The 18123-nt window shown below is 55.3% G+C and carries 16 protein-coding genes and 1 pseudogene; 1 reads left to right on the top strand and 16 read right to left on the bottom strand.

Annotated features, from left to right (window positions below):
- Positions 1-159: 159 nt before the first annotated feature.
- The 12 genes from B5F35_RS19545 to B5F35_RS19125 form a co-directional block, all read right to left on the bottom strand.
- Positions 160-414 carry a hypothetical protein gene (locus tag B5F35_RS19545; protein ID WP_442856408.1) on the bottom strand — a complete coding sequence of 85 codons (255 nt, stop codon included), beginning with the start codon at positions 412-414 and terminating at the stop codon, positions 160-162.
- A 271-nt stretch (positions 415-685) separates the two neighbouring features.
- Positions 686-1348 carry a DUF6100 family protein gene (locus B5F35_RS01330; protein ID WP_087237320.1) on the bottom strand — a complete coding sequence of 221 codons (663 nt, stop codon included), beginning with the start codon at positions 1346-1348 and terminating at the stop codon, positions 686-688.
- A 3-nt stretch (positions 1349-1351) separates the two neighbouring features.
- Entirely contained in the window at positions 1352-1879 is a 528-nt protein-coding gene (locus B5F35_RS01335; protein WP_087237321.1) for a DUF5697 family protein, read from the bottom strand.
- 140 nt (positions 1880-2019) lie between these two features.
- Positions 2020-2508, bottom strand: a complete 489-nt coding sequence (locus B5F35_RS19550; RefSeq protein ID WP_442856409.1) for a TraG/VirB4 family ATPase — start codon at positions 2506-2508, stop codon at positions 2020-2022.
- Complete coding sequence (locus B5F35_RS01340; RefSeq protein WP_442856410.1) at positions 2453-5077, bottom strand: VirB4 family type IV secretion system protein; 2625 nt, start codon at positions 5075-5077, stop codon at positions 2453-2455. The genes B5F35_RS19550 and B5F35_RS01340 overlap by 56 nt, the downstream gene beginning before the upstream one ends.
- Positions 5078-5107: 30 nt before the next feature.
- A complete protein-coding gene (locus B5F35_RS01345) occupies positions 5108-5659 on the bottom strand; it encodes a hypothetical protein (protein ID WP_087237323.1) in 552 nt (183 codons plus the stop codon).
- Positions 5660-6454 carry a hypothetical protein gene (locus tag B5F35_RS01350; protein WP_087237325.1) on the bottom strand — a complete coding sequence of 265 codons (795 nt, stop codon included), beginning with the start codon at positions 6452-6454 and terminating at the stop codon, positions 5660-5662.
- 11 nt (positions 6455-6465) lie between these two features.
- Positions 6466-7176: a hypothetical protein gene (locus tag B5F35_RS01355; protein WP_087237327.1), complete on the bottom strand. Its 711-nt coding sequence runs from the start codon at positions 7174-7176 to the stop codon at positions 6466-6468.
- A gap of 37 nt (positions 7177-7213) precedes the next feature.
- Positions 7214-7612, bottom strand: coding sequence for a fimbrial protein (locus B5F35_RS01360; RefSeq protein ID WP_206423990.1), 399 nt, complete (start codon positions 7610-7612; stop codon positions 7214-7216).
- Positions 7613-7868: 256 nt separating this feature from the next.
- Positions 7869-8420: a hypothetical protein gene (locus B5F35_RS01365; protein WP_087237329.1), complete on the bottom strand. Its 552-nt coding sequence runs from the start codon at positions 8418-8420 to the stop codon at positions 7869-7871.
- 12 nt (positions 8421-8432) lie between these two features.
- Positions 8433-9137, bottom strand: coding sequence for a MarR family transcriptional regulator (locus tag B5F35_RS19120; protein ID WP_242969354.1), 705 nt, complete (start codon positions 9135-9137; stop codon positions 8433-8435).
- Positions 9121-9564, bottom strand: a complete 444-nt coding sequence (locus tag B5F35_RS19125; protein ID WP_242969355.1) for a hypothetical protein — start codon at positions 9562-9564, stop codon at positions 9121-9123. The genes B5F35_RS19120 and B5F35_RS19125 overlap by 17 nt, the downstream gene beginning before the upstream one ends.
- Before the next feature lie 382 nt (positions 9565-9946).
- Here B5F35_RS19125 and B5F35_RS01375 point away from each other — a divergent pair.
- Positions 9947-10426 (top strand): annotated as a pseudogene (locus B5F35_RS01375) (lysine--tRNA ligase); the annotation flags it as partial.
- An 83-nt stretch (positions 10427-10509) separates the two neighbouring features.
- Here B5F35_RS01375 and B5F35_RS01380 read toward each other — a convergent pair.
- The 4 genes from B5F35_RS01380 to B5F35_RS01395 form a co-directional block, all read right to left on the bottom strand.
- Positions 10510-11430 (bottom strand): type I phosphomannose isomerase catalytic subunit, encoded by a 921-nt coding sequence (locus tag B5F35_RS01380; protein WP_087237333.1) that lies wholly within the window; start codon positions 11428-11430, stop codon positions 10510-10512.
- Positions 11431-11437: 7 nt separating this feature from the next.
- Complete coding sequence (locus B5F35_RS01385; protein WP_087237553.1) at positions 11438-13129, bottom strand: phospho-sugar mutase; 1692 nt, start codon at positions 13127-13129, stop codon at positions 11438-11440.
- A gap of 545 nt (positions 13130-13674) precedes the next feature.
- Positions 13675-16278 (bottom strand): glycoside hydrolase family 3 C-terminal domain-containing protein, encoded by a 2604-nt coding sequence (locus B5F35_RS01390; protein ID WP_087237335.1) that lies wholly within the window; start codon positions 16276-16278, stop codon positions 13675-13677.
- Between the two features lie 19 nt (positions 16279-16297).
- Positions 16298-18112 carry a beta-N-acetylhexosaminidase gene (locus B5F35_RS01395; RefSeq protein WP_140401117.1) on the bottom strand — a complete coding sequence of 605 codons (1815 nt, stop codon included), beginning with the start codon at positions 18110-18112 and terminating at the stop codon, positions 16298-16300.
- Between the last annotated feature and the right edge of the window lie 11 nt (positions 18113-18123).

Genomic DNA, 18123 nt, shown 5'->3' on the forward strand with positions numbered 1-18123 from the left:
GATACCACTTGGGGCAAGAAGCACCCCAGTAAAACGAGAACTGCGTATCTGCGTGGTATCTATCCCCATCTCTTTGACTTCGCGGGAGCTGTAAAACGCAGGGTACTCCACCAACTCGCCAGTATAGCCCTGTGGGGCAAAGACCTTTGGCTTTTCATCCTAAAAAAGCCCGACCCCTGCATTGTCCATTGTGACATAGGTTTCTGCAAGGCGGTGGAGACGAAGCCGACGGCCAATCTCGCTTTTCAGCCGATTGGTGTCGGTGTCTCCTGTCAGATAGGGTGCAAAACGCTCAGGCCAGTTGTCCAGCAGCCTGCTTTTGGCACGGACCCCCAACCGATAACCACGGAGTTTGTCCCGGTAGTAGGTGCGGAGAAATCCACTCTTTTTCAGATCGGTTACGACTGACTCCAAATAGTAAGGACTGGCTGGGAGGCGGTTGAGCTGGCTGGTGGGGAACTCTCCAGAGATAGCAGTCAGCGCCAAAAGCCGGAAGGGAAGTGTGTCCGGCTGTGGAAATGTCCGGCTGTTTTTCCCAAGTGATCACCTCCCTCGTGAATCATGTTTTTACCGTGATGACTGAGAACTTCGGTAAAAGTCTGTTGTGGCTCAAGACTGGAACCGTTGAAAATCCAGGCTTTTTTATGGTGCTGGGGCACATCGGAAAAAGAGAGAGCCAAAACGCTCAAAAATCCGAGATGGATTTTAGGCTTGCTTTGCGCTCAGCAAGCCATTGCGGGAACCGTTGTTTTTCCATGACAAAGATCTTTGTGCAGTCCTGTTCTCCCAGCTCTGTGGTATTATAGGCATCGCACAGTAAGCCGGTGTCATCGGCCATCACAAAGGTGGACAGTAGATCCAGGAGCTGCTTTTCTTCCAGATTGTCATAGTCACGCACCCGCCTGGTGGGGAGTGCCTGGTCATACACCTGGGCAAAGCAGACAACACAATCCCGGTAATGGGGGAGAGGCCGCTCCTTTGCGTACTGCTCCAGCGCAAAATAGAGTGGGTCCAGCAGAAACTCGGAACTTTGCCGCTGCCTGCGTTTTGGCAGCAGCCCAGGAAGTGTGACTTCCAAAACCTCATTTTCATAAGTGATTGAAATGCCCTGTGCAACACTGGCGGACTGGAGATAATCGCCTTTTCGGATAGAGGTGCTGGAGTAGATCAAATGCCGCAGCCGACAAGCAATCCGTTTTGCTCGCAGTGCGGCGTCTGTAGAGAGAATTTCGTAATTGTCGGGGTAGCGTTGGATGTCTGTAGTATCCATTGCGTACAGCGCATTACTCAAACGGGATATGTCGTCGAGAATACTTCCGATCCTACGGGAAATCAGTTTGCGATCCAAAAATCATGTGCCTCCTGCTTTCTTGAAATACTGGGTTTGTCCATCTTTAGATACGGTGCAAAAACCGGATATGCCAGGACAGTCGATTTTGACAATCTGTGCTGGCGAATCGACTAGAATGATACGGCGACTTCCGCCCTTATTGCCCCGCAGGGCATGGCAGACGAGAGCCTCTTGTCCATCGGCAACGCAGGCAACTTCGTATAGTTCTCCATCAGCAAAGAACACAAGTTTAACGGGAAAATCTGCGGGAGCGTGGTAATCTGCCTGCTGAATGAAGTCAAGTAGCACCCAAACTGCCCGGACAAGCGCCTGATCCGCTCTGGCTGTCTGACCGGCGGGGAAATATCCGCCGCTATCAGTTTGAAAAATACGGCCCTGCCTTTCCAGATGGGAAAGCAGGGCCTTTGCAGATTCTTCCTTGCCAGGGTGAAAGCAAAGAAGCTGCTGCTGGCTGAGGCCAGGATACATTGTCACCGTCCGCAGCAGCGCCGCAGCCTCGTTTCCGTAGATTTCAGCCCTGGTCTTCATGGTAAAACACCTCCTTGATGTGAAGTGAAATGACGCAATCAAGACGCCATCGGGGCGTATTCCTTAATGAAACGCCCTCTGAAAGACGCCATTGAAGCGTCATCACGGCGTATTCTGGAGAAATATATAGATGGCAGGTTTTATGCAGACTCCTGTTCACAGCGCTTGCGCTCCAGAAGCTCGCGCAGTTCACGCCGGTCTGTGGTGATCAGATCTTTTTCCAACGGGCTGGCCTTAAACTCCACCATAACGTTATTGTTGTTGGTTGAGATCAGGCCATTGCCACGCTCAAAATGGGTGACCTCCATCGTTTCCGCATCGGACAGATGCAGTGTCTCCTGAACCCGTTCTGCTTCATCATCCTCCAGGTTAAGAATGATCTTGGTTTTGCTGTTGTTGATGATGCCCTTGCCAAAGCGACCTTCATCCAGATTGAAGAAATCATTGAGGTCTTGACTCGCAAAGACCGCCGAGCCGCCGTAACCACGTATGGTTTTTGCAATCTCCAAAAGAAAATCGCCTGCCAAGCGTGTACCTGTGGCGCCGGCGCCAGAAAGGAGCTGCCAGCACTCGTCAATGAAAATAGTTTTTTTCCTCTGTGCGGTCTGCCTTTGCGCGGTCCCACACAAAATCCAATGCGACGAACATACCCACTGTCAGCAAATCGCCGGTGAGAGAAGAAATGTCCAGTACGGTGTACTTGTTGTCCAACCGCACATTGGTCTGTTTATTGAAAGTGCTGGCAGAACCATGTACTAATCGGTTGAGAATATGGGCCATACGAGTGGTTTCTGGAGCGGCCTTCAAAATCTCATGCAGGTCACCCAGCACCGGCATCTCACGGTATTGGCCTGGATTGGCCGGGTCATCCAGAGAAGCATTGTCGTGGGTGATACCTTTTGCGTTATAGGTTCGGATCAGCGCCTCGTCCAAAAGTTGCCGCTCCTCATGGGACATGTCGGGAATGAGCAGGCTGAAAAAGATGTGTAACTGCTGGATTTTTGCGGCCAGTTCAGAAAGCTGAATGCCTGGGCCGTCCAACAATTCGCTGACTGACCGATCCACCTTGCGGATTTCCATTACATTGATGCAGTGCGGACTTGCCGGTGAGATTTGAATAAACTCACCGCCCACATTGGCGCAGGCTCGATGAAATTCGTGCCCTTTGAGCGGTGCAATGATGAAAATAGGAATGTTTTTGCGCCGCATTCGCAACGCCATAAGCTGCATTGTAAAGGTTTTGCCTGCGCCGCTGGTTCCCAGAATTGCAATGTTGGCATTTTTGTAAATCGCCGAGTTGAAAATATCCACAATGATAAGGGAACTGTTGTACTTATTTACTCCCAAAAGGATGCCATTGTCATCACACATCTCAAAGGAAGTAAACGGGTAGCAGCTCGCTGCGCCGCCAGTCAGCAGGTTGCGCTTGCCACGTTCAAAAAGTCCTTTCTCCATTGACACCAGAGGAAGCGCAGAAAGAAATGCCTGTTCCTCTCGAAAATGGCAGGAGCGAACATCCATATCCTGTGAAACCAGGAGCTTTTTCATCTCACTGACCTTCCATTCCAGATCTTCCTCTGTAGAAGCGGTAACAGTAATCAGCAAATTCAGATAGTAGAAATCCTCGTTGTTTGCAAGACCCTCCTTTAAGAAATAGCCACTTCGAATGGCACCATCGATGTCATCAAAGTCAGTGTTCGTGTCGCTGGCGTCTTTGAGCTTGGAGCGGTTGATGCGGAGCTGCTGTCCCACACGCTGGATAATGCGCTCTTTGGGCTGACGGGACAAAAACATATCCATATCAATCCCATCACCAGCATTGACAATTAGGCTCAGCCACCCAGCGGGAACTTGTGCCTTATACCCATCTGAAGGAATCAGCAAATAGGCGTAAAACAGCCCATCTATGCAAAGATAGCGCCCATGAGTAAAATCAATGCTCTTGGGGGCGGCGAACTCGGCTGCCGGGATGTGGTCAATCTCATTCTCTCGCCCCTTGGCCGCATACTGGGCAACAACTTCTTGCGCCCGAAGGGCAAGCGGTTTGACTGAACTTTCATTTCGGCAAAGAAGGTTGTAGAGAACATCCACGGTAAATTCATCCTCATTCTCGGAGATGATAACCTCGTTCCCACACTGACGAAGGTAATTGGAGGCTGTGTGAACAGCACTCTGGAGAGATTGGATAGCTTCCTCTTCCTGTTCTGAACGTCGGGTATTGTTCCAGGGCTCATATTCGAAAATCAGGAAGAAGCGTCGCGTAACTGCCTCACGGGCACCAACCTGCTGCACAAAATTCAGATAGTCTTCCTGCATCAAACGGCACTGCTCGTTATCCTCCTGGGCCATCTCACGGCGCACTGTATCCAAATGGCGGTTGATGTCTGCCCGGCGGGTCAATACCTTGATCTGTAGCTTGATAGGAGAAATTTTCAGGTACGACACAAAGGAGTAGATGATATTTCGCTGCTCTCTTGCGCTACGCAGCATGAAGTTGATGGGAACCACCTCGACTACCTTGACAAACCGATGATCTTTGGTGTAGATGATGCCGTTCTGGATCTTCTCAATAGGAAGATAGTCTGCCACCGGATTAAGGCAGGTGGGCTGCTGTTCTTTGATATGGGCAGGACGTTTGGGCAGCTGTGCTTTCTCATGCCGCTTTTTGGATTTTTTCTTCGCTCTTTTGGGCGGACATTCTTTCTGCGGCTTTTTTTTAGGCCGGAGCTTCTCACGAATCTCATAGCTGCGAACTTCGTCAAACTCGGCTGGAAAATCTGATTCACTGGAACGCCGGCGTTTCGGACCTCTGGACTTTTCCTTGTTCGCTGCCCGTTGCTTGGGTCGCATGGCAGTTTTTTGGGGGGATGATGCTTGGTCATTCGGCTGTTGATCGTCACCACCTACAACGCGGCGATTTCGCAAGTATTTCAAAAAGATGATCAGGAACTCAGACAGGCTTTCACCAGAAATGCCAATCAGCGCGACCAAAGCCACAGGAAGAGCAGTCAGGCACAAAATGATGATGCGGGCCGTCAACCCAAATGGAACAAATACGAAGACCGGCACCCCAATAGCAAAAGCCAGGATGCCGGCCTCAATGACATTCCGCGCACGAAACATACCGCCGAAAAACGTGCCTGCTTCAATAAAATTTGGCGGTATGATATAAATATCATGGTCGTTTTTATTGCTCATACATACCTCGTTTCCACAGCTGAAGGGCGGTTAGCCGATAATCCAAAATGGACCGCCGGCCCCCGCTCGACGGCTGGCCTCATTTAAGATGATGGACAGATCCCAAAGTTGTTCACTGCGCTTGTAGCTGGCTGGATCGGCCACCTGGTCTGCACCAGAAGATGCAAAATCTTCCTCAATCCGGGCCATTACATCATCTAATGCCTCTCCTAAGACGGTGTTGATGGTGAATGTGATGTCGTTGGCATTCTCTACAATAGCCGTTTCGCTGTTGAGAATAGGTGCTTCGGAGTCGGCCGGCGAAAAAGCATTGACCAGACCACCAAAGATGAGCCCAGGGAGCATCAGGATAAACAGCACCGGAAGCAAGAGTAGAATGATGATGACAGCGATGATCTTGCCAATATGCTTGCGCCCAGCCCAGACTGCTCCAGCCACTGCTCCATAAGGACCGCCAGCAGCGGCCCCTTTTACAGCACCAGAAATCGCCTTGCCAGCTTTGATCGCACCTTTTATGGAGTGTGCGGCAGACGCACCAGCTTCAACGGAGTCGGAGAATCCGTTCTTTTGTTCTTCGGCCATTTAGATTCTATCCTTTCTGCGGGGTGTGGGGGGAAGCTTTTTAACGATGGACTCGTTGTACGCTATCGACCCATCTGGCGCCATGTAAGGGGACTTCTCAACGGCGTCAACGGCGTATTGCTTATACCATGCCGCACCATCGGCAGAGTGAACTGTAGTGTACTGGCCCTCTGGCGCAACATACTGATCCGCATGATACATTCCAAAGGCAATTCCTTCGGGATGTTCCTCTGTAATTTCGGTGCCTGTGATGCGGCCGCCGCCAATCTCAACATTCTGATATTGCGGAATATTTTCAGCGCCAGGTTCCAAAGCCGCATGGCCCATATAAGAATGCAGAGCGTCCACAGCTTTCTCTCCGGAAATAGTACCCATCTGCGTGATGTTCCCGGTGGCAACAGAGCCAAAGCCACCGCCTTTGCCGCCTCCACCGCTTGCATTTACATGCGTAGAACTGCTGCTATGTCCACCACCGAAATGATGGCTGGAAAAGTTTTTAAATCCGCTCAACCCTTTGGCTGCAATCATAGCCTCAGCCAACATACTGCCACCAGTATGGCCCACATTGACTCCAAGGCCCGCCATAAACGAATCGATTTTCTGCGATACCTTCAAAAAGCCAATCGCACACATGAACCAAATCAGGACATTACCCGATACAGCTTCTTTGCCCACAGCGTCTACCTGTGCCTGCACTTCTTCCTCAGAAACAGCGGCAAAAGCGGGCTGACAGCACAGACAGGCAAGAACTCCAACCATAAGGGCAAAAAACAGAATTTTTCTGAGTCTTTTCATGACGCCCCTCCTTAAAGCGAGAGCGGGTTGGAGATAAAGGAACCAACCATACTCGTAAACAAGCGTAGGCACCAAGCGTTCATTATCAACAGAAAAATTTGCCCGCCCAGCATCCTACACCAAGATTTCCAGATGTTTGATGTGGTCTGACTTGCACCCATAGCAAAAGCAACTGGCGCAGTATATACCAGCACACCAAGCAGCACATAGCGTTCTGCCGCTTCAAGCAGCAATTTCAAATAGTTCCAGGCTAAAATGACGACCAGGATCAAAGTGATCAGGGCTACAGCGCCATTGGCACACACACCGATAATCACCAGCATCACTGAATTAAAGTTGGCAAAGCTAAGGGGTGGCAGTTCTGAATCCATGATCCAGTGGTATGGAGTGCCGCCGATGGTCAACACGATATTGAGGATTTCATCCGAAAAAAGCGTCAGCAAAATAAAAATAACTGAGCGGATACTCAGCTTAACAGGATCTTCCGCTTCAATACCGGCGCTCAGCCCGAAGTTCTTGAATAGCTGCCATACCCAGTTGAGCAGAATCAAGCCGACAGCTAGAGCTACAAAAATTCCGTACATCGTCTCAGCTGCGGGGAAATATCGCAGAAAAACAGACATATCGCAACCCAGCGCGCCCAAAACCGAAGTAGTCACCAGGTCAAGACCAGCCATGATTTGTTCTGCTATCCATTCAACGATGCCGTCCAGAATACCCATGATTTACGCCTCCTTCCAGCGGGTATAGAGAAAGCTGTCAGCCTGTCCACTGACCGCCGGCAAACAGCGGCGTCACATAGGCCATAATAAAGCCTAGACCATTGAGAATTGCCCATGTGATGCAGATACGCTTCAGCCATGCGCGGCTTTCATCGACTGTCCGGCCAGAGCGAGAGAAGTTCATCAACAGAAGGGCGACCGATGCGGTAACGATGGCCGCAATGGTAGAGATAGCCATAATCTGCGTGTAAACATCCTGCATGATCTCCTTAGACTTGGACCAAACATCGGTTGCAGCGAAGGCCGGCTGGCTGAAAACCAGCGACATCGTGATACACAGAAAGGCCATATAGGCGAGTTTAGCTACGGAGAAATGACGTTGAGGTGTACTGCCAACATCTTTCCGTTTCGACTGGGGAAGTTTCAGTTTCTTCAATGTTTGAGGACCTCCAATCCAAATGTGATGATCGTTGCTCAAAAAAGCAAAGGATAAGCCCGCACCTGAGTTTGCAGATGCGAGCTTATCCCCGGGCCGGGCGGCCATCTGGACAACAAAAAAGCACCTCGGAAAAAGGCACTGTTCTCTGTCCATATTCGGTTTTGGGTGCAAGTTTGAGCATATTCAGTCTAACATATTGAGATTTACGGCTCAAGGGCAGAAATACGCCAATTATCTTCCCGATATGTGCCAATTATTTGCCCTGCCTGTTTTCATTGGTCTTTAGGTCTGGAAAAAACTGCTCCAGCACATCCAGACTGTTCTTGGAGGTATATCCCCACAGCACGGAACTGAGGGCGTCAATAGCCTCCCGCCGCTTACGGTAATAGGTGCGGAAGGAAATATCCCGGATATGAGGGCGCAGGTTCTCAATGATTTCCTCCACATTTTTCAACTGCTGAGGGGAGAGGAAGGAGTAGTACAGCAGCCAGTAATATGCCTCGCCGTTCTTGTGCTTGGTACGAAGCAGATCAACTGCCGAATCCAGCAGTTTCAGCATCTTGTGGCTACGCTCAATGCACTTGGCATGGTGCTCAATATCGCTGCCGGCCAAGTCTGCGCCCGCCAGGTAGACCGAATCCAGAAAATCCTCGATGGAAGTGCCGTACTCAATCTCAAATTTCGCCCTGACATGCTGGACAGACAGCTCCAGACTCCATACCACATCACGGTATTTTTTCAGCAACGTCCAGGTATCATGGTACAAGGGGTTCTCAGTAACATTCTTTTCATCAAATTTCTTCATGGTCTTGCCTCCTTATTTGCTTTCCTCGATGGGATTGAGTGTGAGTTCAAAATTTGCAATCTGCCTATTGCCGCATAACACAGCCAGGCCCAACCGCAGCACGGTTTGCTCGCGCGCGCGGGGTAGTAAATCTTCCCCGCAGTCGTCGGATAAAGGATATAACTTGTAGTGTGAGAGAGAGCATCCAAAGCACGAAATCCCTTGTGCCATCAGGATTTGCGCCATTTTCTGCATGATGATTTCGATGTGAGATTTTGAAACGCTAGTGAGTTCATCTGAAACAATAACCTCATGCTCCAGAGAGGGATCTTCATAGTCTGCACAGCCCTCCGCAGGAAGCTCCAGACGGATATTGAGTGTCATAGCAACCTCCTCTTTGTCTACCATCACATCGGAAATTTCAAACATGGTAGACAGATAGTTTTGAAGATAAATCACGCTGCCGTGACGACCAGGGAAGGACATGAGGGAAATATAGTCCGAGGTAGCCAGCTTTTTGAGAATACGGCCAACGGTGGCCCGGGAAAGTCCCCAACGAGCGGAAAGTTCGGTATATGTGACCAAAGGATTGCCGGTGCCGTTACGGAAATAGGCCACAGGCCCGAGGCCCGATCCCTGTACTTGATCGTCGTTGTAGATGGCCGAAACCCATAAATCCAGCACAATGTCCATTTCAGAACAGCGGTCGGCACTGATCAGGTCAGTAACGATAGACACAGGCAGAAAGAGTATCTTTTTGGCAGGGAGCATTATACTCCAGTACAGTGTTGTGTCGGGCCCAGTTTTGGATTTTATAGCGGATTACATTGCCACGGCCTAGTGTCTGAAATGAAATAAGGTGCTGTTCTTGCAGTCTTTCCAAAATGGAGAGAGCCTGACATTGAAATCGGGTGCGGAACCATTGTGAGAGTTCTTTAAGTGTGCAGACCCATTCGCCAGGGTACACAGTATAGCTGATGCCATCAAGGCGACGGTAAGAGGTACGAAAGTTTGCAAAGCTGCAAAGTGCGGTATAATGAAAAAGACCAGAGCCCTTGCTTGCGCGAATGCTCCGGTCTTCCATAAGGCGGCGGATAAACTGTCGATAAATTCGACAGCGTGGATGGTCCACTACCTGTTTAATTTGTAGCTGATAGGCTGGCATATGATTCTCCTTTTTATATATAAGGTATGAAATTGAATTGGGCAACGAAAAAATCGTTGACTTGAATATTAGGGGGGCGTATGCTATAGTTATCTTTGTATGAATCCACGGAAGATTTGCACTGTTTGGGTTTATACAAAGAAATTATTTTAGCTTTGCGTGATGGTTCTATTGTTCTGTAAGTCGGCCATAACTGTGCCAGTTTTTTGCTGATTCTGTGCCACTACAACTTTTTACAACTTTTCTACAACTTTTGCATCGAAGAATATGGAGTAAGAAGCCATTGGTCGAAAACAAAATAGCCGAGAAAAGCCGTAAAAAAGTCGTTTTTGATGGGGGATGAACACCTATGAGCCATGTTGAAGAGGTCAGAAGTCATATCCCCACTATGAAGCCTCTGGACAAGAAGGAGAGCGCTGAGAGAACGGCAGCTCCCACAGCCGCTGTCAGCGAAGCCCCCGCATGGGAGCAGACGACGGAGCCGATTGACTTCTCCAAGGTGGAGATCGAGCCGCTGTTCCAGGATTTTGTCGACTTTGAGACCTTTGCGAAGTCCGACTTCCGCGCGGTGAAGGTCAAGGAGTGCACGGCGGTGCCCAAGTCGAAGAAGCTTTTAAAGTTCGTTCTCGACGACGGCACGGGAACCGATCGCGTGATTCTCAGCGGCATCCACGACACCTACGAGCCGGAGGAGCTGGTGGGCAAGACGCTGATCGCCATCACGAACCTGCCGCCCCGCAAGATGATGGGCATTGACTCCTGCGGCATGATCATCAGCGCCGTCCATCACGAGGAGGGCGTGGAAAAGCTGCATTGCCTGATGGTCGATCCGCACATCCCGGCGGGCGCCAAGCTGTATTGATTCCTCTTTACAAACAAAAAGGAGATTTCCGCAAGGCTTCGGCCTGTGCGAAAATCTCCTTTTTTATTTTATGTTTTGTTGTTTTATACGCGGGTGCAGAGCGTTTGCAGCGTGCCGGAGACGGTGAAATCGCCGCTGTTGGCCGGGATGAAAATGCTGTCGCCCTTTTTCACCGGCAGCGTCTCCCCGGCGCAGGACACCTCGCCCGCGCCGTCCACGACGAGCAGCGAGACAAAGCTGTCCGCTCCCGCCGTGCCGGAAAAGCCGTTTTCATGCACGTCGACGGTGAAGTACTCGCACTGGGCCAGATGGCCGCCGAAGTCATACGCTTTGGCTGGCTTGCACTCCGTCACCGCCAGCGCCTGGGGGATGTGCAGGGCGCGCGGCTTTCCGTCCGCGCCCACGCGGCCATAATCATACACGCGGTACGTCACGTTGGAATTCTGCTGGATCTCCGCGATGACGATCCCTTCGCAGATCGCATGCAGCGTGCCGGAGGGGATAAAGAATACATCTCCTTTGTGGACCGGCGCGGCGTTCAGCACCTCGGTCAGGGTGTTGTCCTTGATCCGGCGCTCAAATTCCTCGCGGCTGATCTCGTGATCAAACCCGTAATAGAGGAACGCACCCGGCTCACAGTCGAGAATGTACCACATTTCCGTCTTGCCGTACTGGTGTTCGTGTTCCAGCGCGTACTCGTTGGACGGATGCACCTGGATGGAAAGGTTGCCCTTTGCGTCAATCAGCTTGGTGAGGATGGGGAACTCCTCAAATTTCCGGCAATCCTCGCCCAGAACCTCTTTGCCGTGTTCTGTGAGATAAGCGGCAAGCGTCTTTCCGTCGTCCTTTCCCCCCACGATGACGGAGGGGCCGTCCGGATGGCAGGAAAGCACCCACGCCTCGGCCAGCGGATGCAGGTTGCTTTCGACGCCGAAGTCGGTGCGCAGTTTGTCGCCTCCCCAGAGATAATCCTTGCAGGCGGGCTTTAGTTTCAGCATGGACACGATGCGATCATCCTTTCATCATGGAAGCCGCGGCGGCGGCCAGTGTTTCATTGATTCCGTCGGCCTCAGCCTCGCTTGCGCCGACGGCGGACAGATAAACCTTGATCTTCGGCTCAGTGCCGGAGGGGCGCACCATGAACTTGTGACCGCCCGCCAGCGTATATTCGAGCACATCCGCCTGCGGCAGGCCGTGATAGCCGCCCTCGACGTTATAATCCACAGCCTGTTCCACGCGGTATCCGCCGATCTCGGCGGGCGGGCAATCGCGCAGCTGCTCCATCAGGCGCTGCATGGCGTGCATGCCGCTCTCGCCTTCAAAGGTGAACGAACACAGGCCGTTGCGGTAGCAGCCGAATTCGCGGTACAGCGCTTCCATCGCATCGAGCAGCGTCATGCCCTGCTGGGCGTACCATGCGGCGGCTTCGCAGATGAGCAGCGTGGCGTTGACGGCGTCCTTGTCGCGCACATGCGCGCCGGACAGGTAGCCATAGCTTTCTTCAAAGCCGAAAATGTAGCGGTCCGCGCGGCCTTCCTCCTCGAGCAACCCAATCTGCTCGCCGATGAACTTAAAGCCGGTGAGCGTGCGGCGAAGCTCCACGCCGTATTTGGCCGCGACGGGCGTGGCCATATCGGTGGAAACGATGGTCGTCACGGCGACGGGGTCCTTCGGCATGGTGCCGCGCGCCAGACGGGTGCGGCAGATGTAGTCGAGCAGCAAAATGCCCATCTCGTTGCCTGTGATCAGCCGGTAGCCGCCCTTTCCGTCCGGCACGGCGGTGCCGCAACGGTCACAGTCAGGATCCGTGCCAAGCAGCAGATCCGGGTGCACCTTCGCGCACAGCTCCAGCCCTTTCTCCATGGCTTCGCGGATCTCCGGGTTCGGGTACGGGCAGGTCGGGAAGTTTCCGTCGGGCTGCTCCTGCTCCGGCACCACGGTCAGGTGGGTGACGCCCAGCTTTGCGAGAAGCTTTTTCACACATTCGAGCCCGGAGCCGTTGAGCGGCGTATACACCAGCTTGAGCGAATCAATACCCGCGCCGTCGCCCACGCGCTGTGCGTAGACAGCATCCACAAAGCGATCAATGCAGTCCTCCCCGATGGTGACAATGCGGCCGTCCGCCGCTGCTTCGTCGTAATCGACTGTTTTCACGCCGTCAAAGATGTCTATCGACTCGATAGCGGCCAGAATCTTCTCAGCGGCTTCGAGGGTAATCTGACAGCCGTCCGCCCCGTAAACCTTGTAGCCGTTGTACTTGGCGGGGTTATGGCTGGCGGTGACGCACACACCCGCGCCGCACCCAAGATCCCTGACGGCCCACGAGAGCGCCGGGGTCGGCTCAAGGCGGGGATACAGGCAGGCGGTGATGCCGTTGGCGGCCAGTACGCGGGCCGTCTCCCGCGCGAACAGCTCGCCCTTGTTGCGGCTGTCGTGCGCAATCGCGACCTTTTTCGGCAGATCGGTGGCGTTGAGGTAGTCGGCAAGCCCCTGCGTGGCCTTGCGCACGGTGTAGAGGTTCATCCGGTTGGTTCCCGCTCCAATCACGCCGCGCAGGCCGCCGGTTCCGAAAGCCAAATCGCGGTAAAAACGGTCGTTGATGGCGTCAGCGTCGCCTTCCACAGAGCGAAGCTCGGCGGCCAGATCCTCCGGCAGGCCGGGCTGCGCCAGCCAGCGCCGGTAAAGAGTTTCTACGGAATTCATAGCGCTCACACTCCTGTTTTTTGAATTTTCAAAAAGCTGCATAAGAGCAAACTGGAAGTTTTCGCCCGCCTTTTTCAAAAGGCGGCAGGGGTGAAGGGGGTGGAACCCCCTTCAAGAAAAAGTGCGAAGCCAAAGAAAGCCAGGAAAAAGAGCGAAGCGATTTTTTCCGAACGTCTTTCACCAAGCTCGTCCAAACCATCATAGCCATCGTAGTTTTTCCATAGCGACTGCTTCTTTCAAGAAATTATCTCGCTCTGAAAACTGACTTTTTCCCGTTCCAAACAAGCCTTGCACTGACAGTAGACAAAACTGCATTTCACTCCAGCTTTGACACTCGTCCAAAGCTGCAAAATCCCCCACATCAAGCGACTTTCCGCGAATCCGACGGCGCACCGAAAGCACCCACAGTCCCGAAAAGCGCTTTCATCCACTGGGGAACATCCATAGCATATCACAAAACAGGCAGAAATCGAAGAGAAAAAACAGCGGCTTTTGCACAAAAGCCCTGCCCCCGGTGGAAAACCACCGAAGGGCGGGGCCATGTGTCAGCCGCGTACCGTCAGACCGGCGCGCAGCAGGATATTTTCCGCGTTGTCTCCCAGCTGGATTTCAAAATCGCCGGGTTCGACACGCCACACATAATCCGGGCCAAGGGTGCGCAGTGCGCGCGGCCCCACCGTCACGCTGACGCGGCGGCTTTCGCCCGGGGCCAGCTCCACGCGCGTGAAGGCGGCCAGCTGACGCTCCGGCTTGACGACGGAGCTGTAAAAGTCCCGCACATAGATCTGCGGCACGGCAACGCCCGCCTTCTCCCCGGTGTTCTCCACGGTGAAGCTGACCTCAACGGAGTCGTCGGGATCGATCTCCGCCTGATCCAGCGCGAGGTCACGGAAGGCAAAGCTGGTATAGCTCAGGCCGTAGCCGAAGGGGTACAGCGGCATCCAGTCCATCTCCACATACCGTTTCCCGCCGCCCGGACGGCGGCTGTAGTGGCAGGGCACCTGCCCGACACTGCGCGGGAAGGTAATCGGAAGCCGCCCGCTGGGGGATGCGTCGCCAAACAGAACGTCGGCGACTCCCGCGCCGCCCTGCTCGCCCGGGAACCAGGCTTCCAGAATGGCGGGCAGATGCTCGTTCTCCCAGTTTGCACTCACCGGACGGCCGCTTTGCAGCAGCAGCACCACCGGCGTGCCGGTCTCGTAGACGGCCTTGACCAGCTCGAGCTGGCGGCCCGGCAGATCGAGCGAGACGCGGTCAAAGTTTTCTCCGCTTGTCTCCTCGTTGTCGCCCATGCACAAAATGGCCACGTCGGCCTGCTTTGCGGCTTCCACCGCGGCGGCGAAGTCCTCGCGCCCGGCGCTGTAGCCGAAGATGACACGCGCTCCCCGGCCGTCGTTGGTGAACTCGATGCGCACCTGATAGCGGCGGCCCGCTTCGAAGTGGAAGTCCAGCGCCTGATCGGCGCTCTTGTCCGGCCCCCAGCCGTCGATCAGCAGCTCGCCGTCGATGTACAGCCGCATGCTGTCCTGCGTACTCAGGCCGATGCACCCGTCCATAGTGCGGGGCATGCAGACCGTGCCGGTCCACGCGGCGCTGAAGCAGTGTGCGTCCAGCTCCGGGTGCGGCAGGGCAAAAATCCAGTTAAAGTTTACCGTACGGTCATTGCGGGTCTGCACCGGGACGCCCTCGGGGCGCGGGCCGTTGTAGTACCGGCCCGTCAGGCCGGGGTTGCCGTCCTCGTCGCAGAGCATGCCGGGGTCAAACGGATGCAGCGCCTGCCCGAGGAAGTTGCAGCCGCGCGCGTGCAGCACGCGGGTACCAGACGACACAGCAGCGCGGACACCGTCAAGCACCGTGACCGCGCCGGTGCGCCCGCGCGTCTCGGAGTAATCGCCCAGCGCCGGAGTGTCCGCACCGGGGCCGATAACCGCCACGCAGGACAGATCCTTGCGCAGCGGAAGCAGTCCGTCGTTTTTCAGCAGCACGACAGACTCCCGCGCGATCCGGCGGGCCAGCTCCAGATGCTCCGGGCAGCGGAGCACCTTGTCCGCGCGATCCTCGTCGGTGAAGGGCTTCTCGAACAGGCCGAGACGGAACTTCATGCCGAGGATGCGGCGGCAGGCGGTATCCAGCACGGAAAGATCCATCTTCCCGCTCTCGATCAGATGCTCGATCGCGTTCTGCCAGACGTCGTGCGGGAAATCGTAAAGCTGCAAATCCACGCCCGCTTCCAGGCCGAGGCGGATCGCCTCCTCCGGCGTGGGCGCAATAAAATGCCAGTCATACAGGCGGGAAACCGCCGTCAGGTCGGTGCGCACAAAGCCCGGCATCCCATACTGGCCGCGCAGCACGTCGGTCAGCAGCTCGTGATCCATGGAGACGGGGATGCTGTCGATCGAGTTGTAGCTGCACATCGCGTTGCACGCGCCGCCGTCCACGAACGCGGCCTCGAACACCGGCAGGCAGTCGCTGAACACGTCGTGCCGCCCCATCGTGCAGGGCGCGCAGTTCAGGCCGCCCACAGGGTTGCCGTAGCCGACATAGTGCTTCGGCTCGGCGGCGATGGCGTCGGGGTCAGACAGGTTTTCACCCTGCATCCCGCGCACCACCTCGCGCGCGAACTCGCCGCACAGGTGCGTATCCTCGCCGTAGGATTCCTCTCCGCGTCCATAGCGTGGATCGCGGATCAGGTCCATGACGGGGCTGTAGGTTTCATGAATACCCTGCGCGCGGCTTTCCGTGCCGATGGCGCGGCCCATTTCACGGCCGAGCGCGGGGTGGAAGGTGGCGGCCAGGCCGATCTGCTGCGGGAAGCTGGTCGCTTTGCCGGTCATCAGGCCGTGCAGCGCTTCCTCGCTGAACAAAAAGGGAATACCCAGCCGCGTTTTTTCGAGCGCGTACCGCTGGACGGCGTTGGCCTGCGCGGCGTCCATGCCGCGCAGCTGGATGCTGCCCACGCTGAAACCGTTCAGCAGCTCATCCAGCCGGTTTTCATCCATCGCGGTGACGAGGCAGTTTTCGTCCTGTGTGGTGAAGTCACCCGAAAAATATTGATCCGTTTGCAGGATTTTTTCCCGCAGCGTCATGCGCGCCAGCAGATCCTCAACGCGCTCCTCCACCGGCAGCTTGGAGTCTTGATAAGGAAACATGGGAATCCACCTCCCTGCGTTACCGGCCGCGCAGCAGGTCGGCATAGCGCACGATCAGTGCCGTCAGCTTCGGCAGTCCGCTTTCCCGGCTTACCTGTCTCCACTGTGCCTGATACAGCGCGTACCAGTGTTCGAGACGGGCCGCGAGCGCGGGATCGGCGCTGCGCGGGCCGGTCAGCCACAGGCCGATCTCGTTCCACAGCGTGACGCTCTCCGCCGTGACGGATGCCAGACTGATGATCTCCTTCTTTCCGGCGGGCAGACCGGCGGAGCAGACCAGAATCCGCGCGAGAGCGGCGGCCACGTCCTCATTGGCCTTTGGCGCCTGCGTCATGTCCAGCTCCGCGAGCAGCTCGGCGCGGCGCGCGTCGTCGCCCTCGATCCAGTTGACGGCATGCTGCCAGTCGAAGATCTCATGATCGGACATGTCGGTGAGCGCACCCATCAGGCGGCCCGAGGGATCGCCGTAATAGACGCGGGAAATCGCTTCGTCCAGCTCCTCCATCCCGGCCGGCTCCGCGTTCCACGCGAAGGCCGCGCCATACAGCACGCCGGGAATGGTCAGGCGCGGGTCGTTGACATGGGAATAGTCGCCCCAGTCGGTGTTGAGGATGCCGACGGCATGGTACTTGTGAGCGTGGCCGCACATGACGCGGTTGTTGCTATAGGCATTGCGGTACAGCGGCACCCAGCGGTTCCAGCCGCACACACCCGGGCAGGCGTACTGTGTGATACCGCTCGCGGCAATATCGCGGATCTCGTTCTCGCGCTGGTTCGGCAGATAGCCCCAGTTCAGGCAGATTGTCTCCGGGGGCAGCTCGGCACAGCTCTGCGGGAAGCGCCACATAATGTCGCCCCAGAACATCGGCGTGCAGCCCTGCTCCACGAGATACTCGCACAGCGCCTTGACATGGCGGACATACAGCTCCTTCTCGCCCAGCTCATCCGCGAGCGCCTTGCTGCGGCCCTTGCCGAGGTCGAAGGTTTCGTCCGCGCAGATGTTGAACTTCTTCGAGCGGAACAGCGGACGGTACTCATCGATCAGCTTCTTGATGAAGGACAGCACGTCCGGGTTGGAAACGTTCAGCGTGTGGTGCGCCCCGGCATAGGTGAAGCTGAACGGAATCTTCTCGGAATCCGGAAGCTCGCACAGGTCGCAGCATGTCTTGGTGGACAGGATCTTATACATATGCCCGAAGGTGGACAGCGACGGCACCAGCTCAATGTGGCGCGCGGCGCAGTAATCGTCCAGCTCCAGAATGTCGTCGGCGGTCAGCGGCGTGTCGTCGCGCCATGCCTCGGACAGATCGCGGAACAGGTAGGTGTGCTCAATGTACAGCTGCCACTGGTTGATCTTGTAGCGGCACAGCAGATCCGCCATGCGCTTGAGATAGTCCAGCTTCGGCACACGCCCGCGCGAGCAGTCCAGATAGTACCCGCGGTTTTGCAGATCCGGCCAGTCCTCGACGAACAGGCCCGGCAGCACAGCGCCGCTGCGCTCGAGGAGCTGGATCAGCGTCTGCACGCCGTTGCACAAAGCTTCGTCGTCTCCGGCGGCCACCGTCACACCCTCGGGCGAAACGGTGATCGTGTAATGGCCCGCGGACTGCGCGGGATCCAGGCAAAGGGCAAAATCCCCCTTTGCCGGTTCACCGCGCCCAAGCGCGGGGCAAAGCCCCGCGTGGTCACGGACAGCGTCGCGCAGCATCTGGGCGTAGAGAAGGGCTTCCGGCGCCGTCCCGGCACACAGGACGACGCGGGTATGAGGGGTCAGGGTCAAGCCCTCGGAACGGGACTCCACCCGTTTGGGCTGCGGCAGAAAATTCATAGCCATAAAAAATTCCT

The sequence above is a fragment of the Anaeromassilibacillus sp. An200 genome, from assembly GCF_002160025.1.
GTDB classification, from domain to species: domain Bacteria; phylum Bacillota; class Clostridia; order Oscillospirales; family Acutalibacteraceae; genus Caccousia; species Caccousia stercoris.

Coding starts and splice junctions, on each gene's coding strand:
- B5F35_RS19125 (WP_242969355.1), bottom strand. CDS start 9,564: ATGCCAGCCTATCAGCTACAAATTAAACAGGTAGTGGACCATCCACGC.
- B5F35_RS01340 (WP_442856410.1), bottom strand. CDS start 5,077: ATGAGCAATAAAAACGACCATGATATTTATATCATACCGCCAAATTTT.
- B5F35_RS01350 (WP_087237325.1), bottom strand. CDS start 6,454: ATGAAAAGACTCAGAAAAATTCTGTTTTTTGCCCTTATGGTTGGAGTT.
- B5F35_RS01385 (WP_087237553.1), bottom strand. CDS start 13,129: ATGAATTCCGTAGAAACTCTTTACCGGCGCTGGCTGGCGCAGCCCGGC.
- B5F35_RS01365 (WP_087237329.1), bottom strand. CDS start 8,420: ATGAAGAAATTTGATGAAAAGAATGTTACTGAGAACCCCTTGTACCAT.
- B5F35_RS01335 (WP_087237321.1), bottom strand. CDS start 1,879: ATGAAGACCAGGGCTGAAATCTACGGAAACGAGGCTGCGGCGCTGCTG.
- B5F35_RS01395 (WP_140401117.1), bottom strand. CDS start 18,112: ATGGCTATGAATTTTCTGCCGCAGCCCAAACGGGTGGAGTCCCGTTCC.
- B5F35_RS01345 (WP_087237323.1), bottom strand. CDS start 5,659: ATGGCCGAAGAACAAAAGAACGGATTCTCCGACTCCGTTGAAGCTGGT.
- B5F35_RS01355 (WP_087237327.1), bottom strand. CDS start 7,176: ATGGGTATTCTGGACGGCATCGTTGAATGGATAGCAGAACAAATCATG.
- B5F35_RS01390 (WP_087237335.1), bottom strand. CDS start 16,278: ATGTTTCCTTATCAAGACTCCAAGCTGCCGGTGGAGGAGCGCGTTGAG.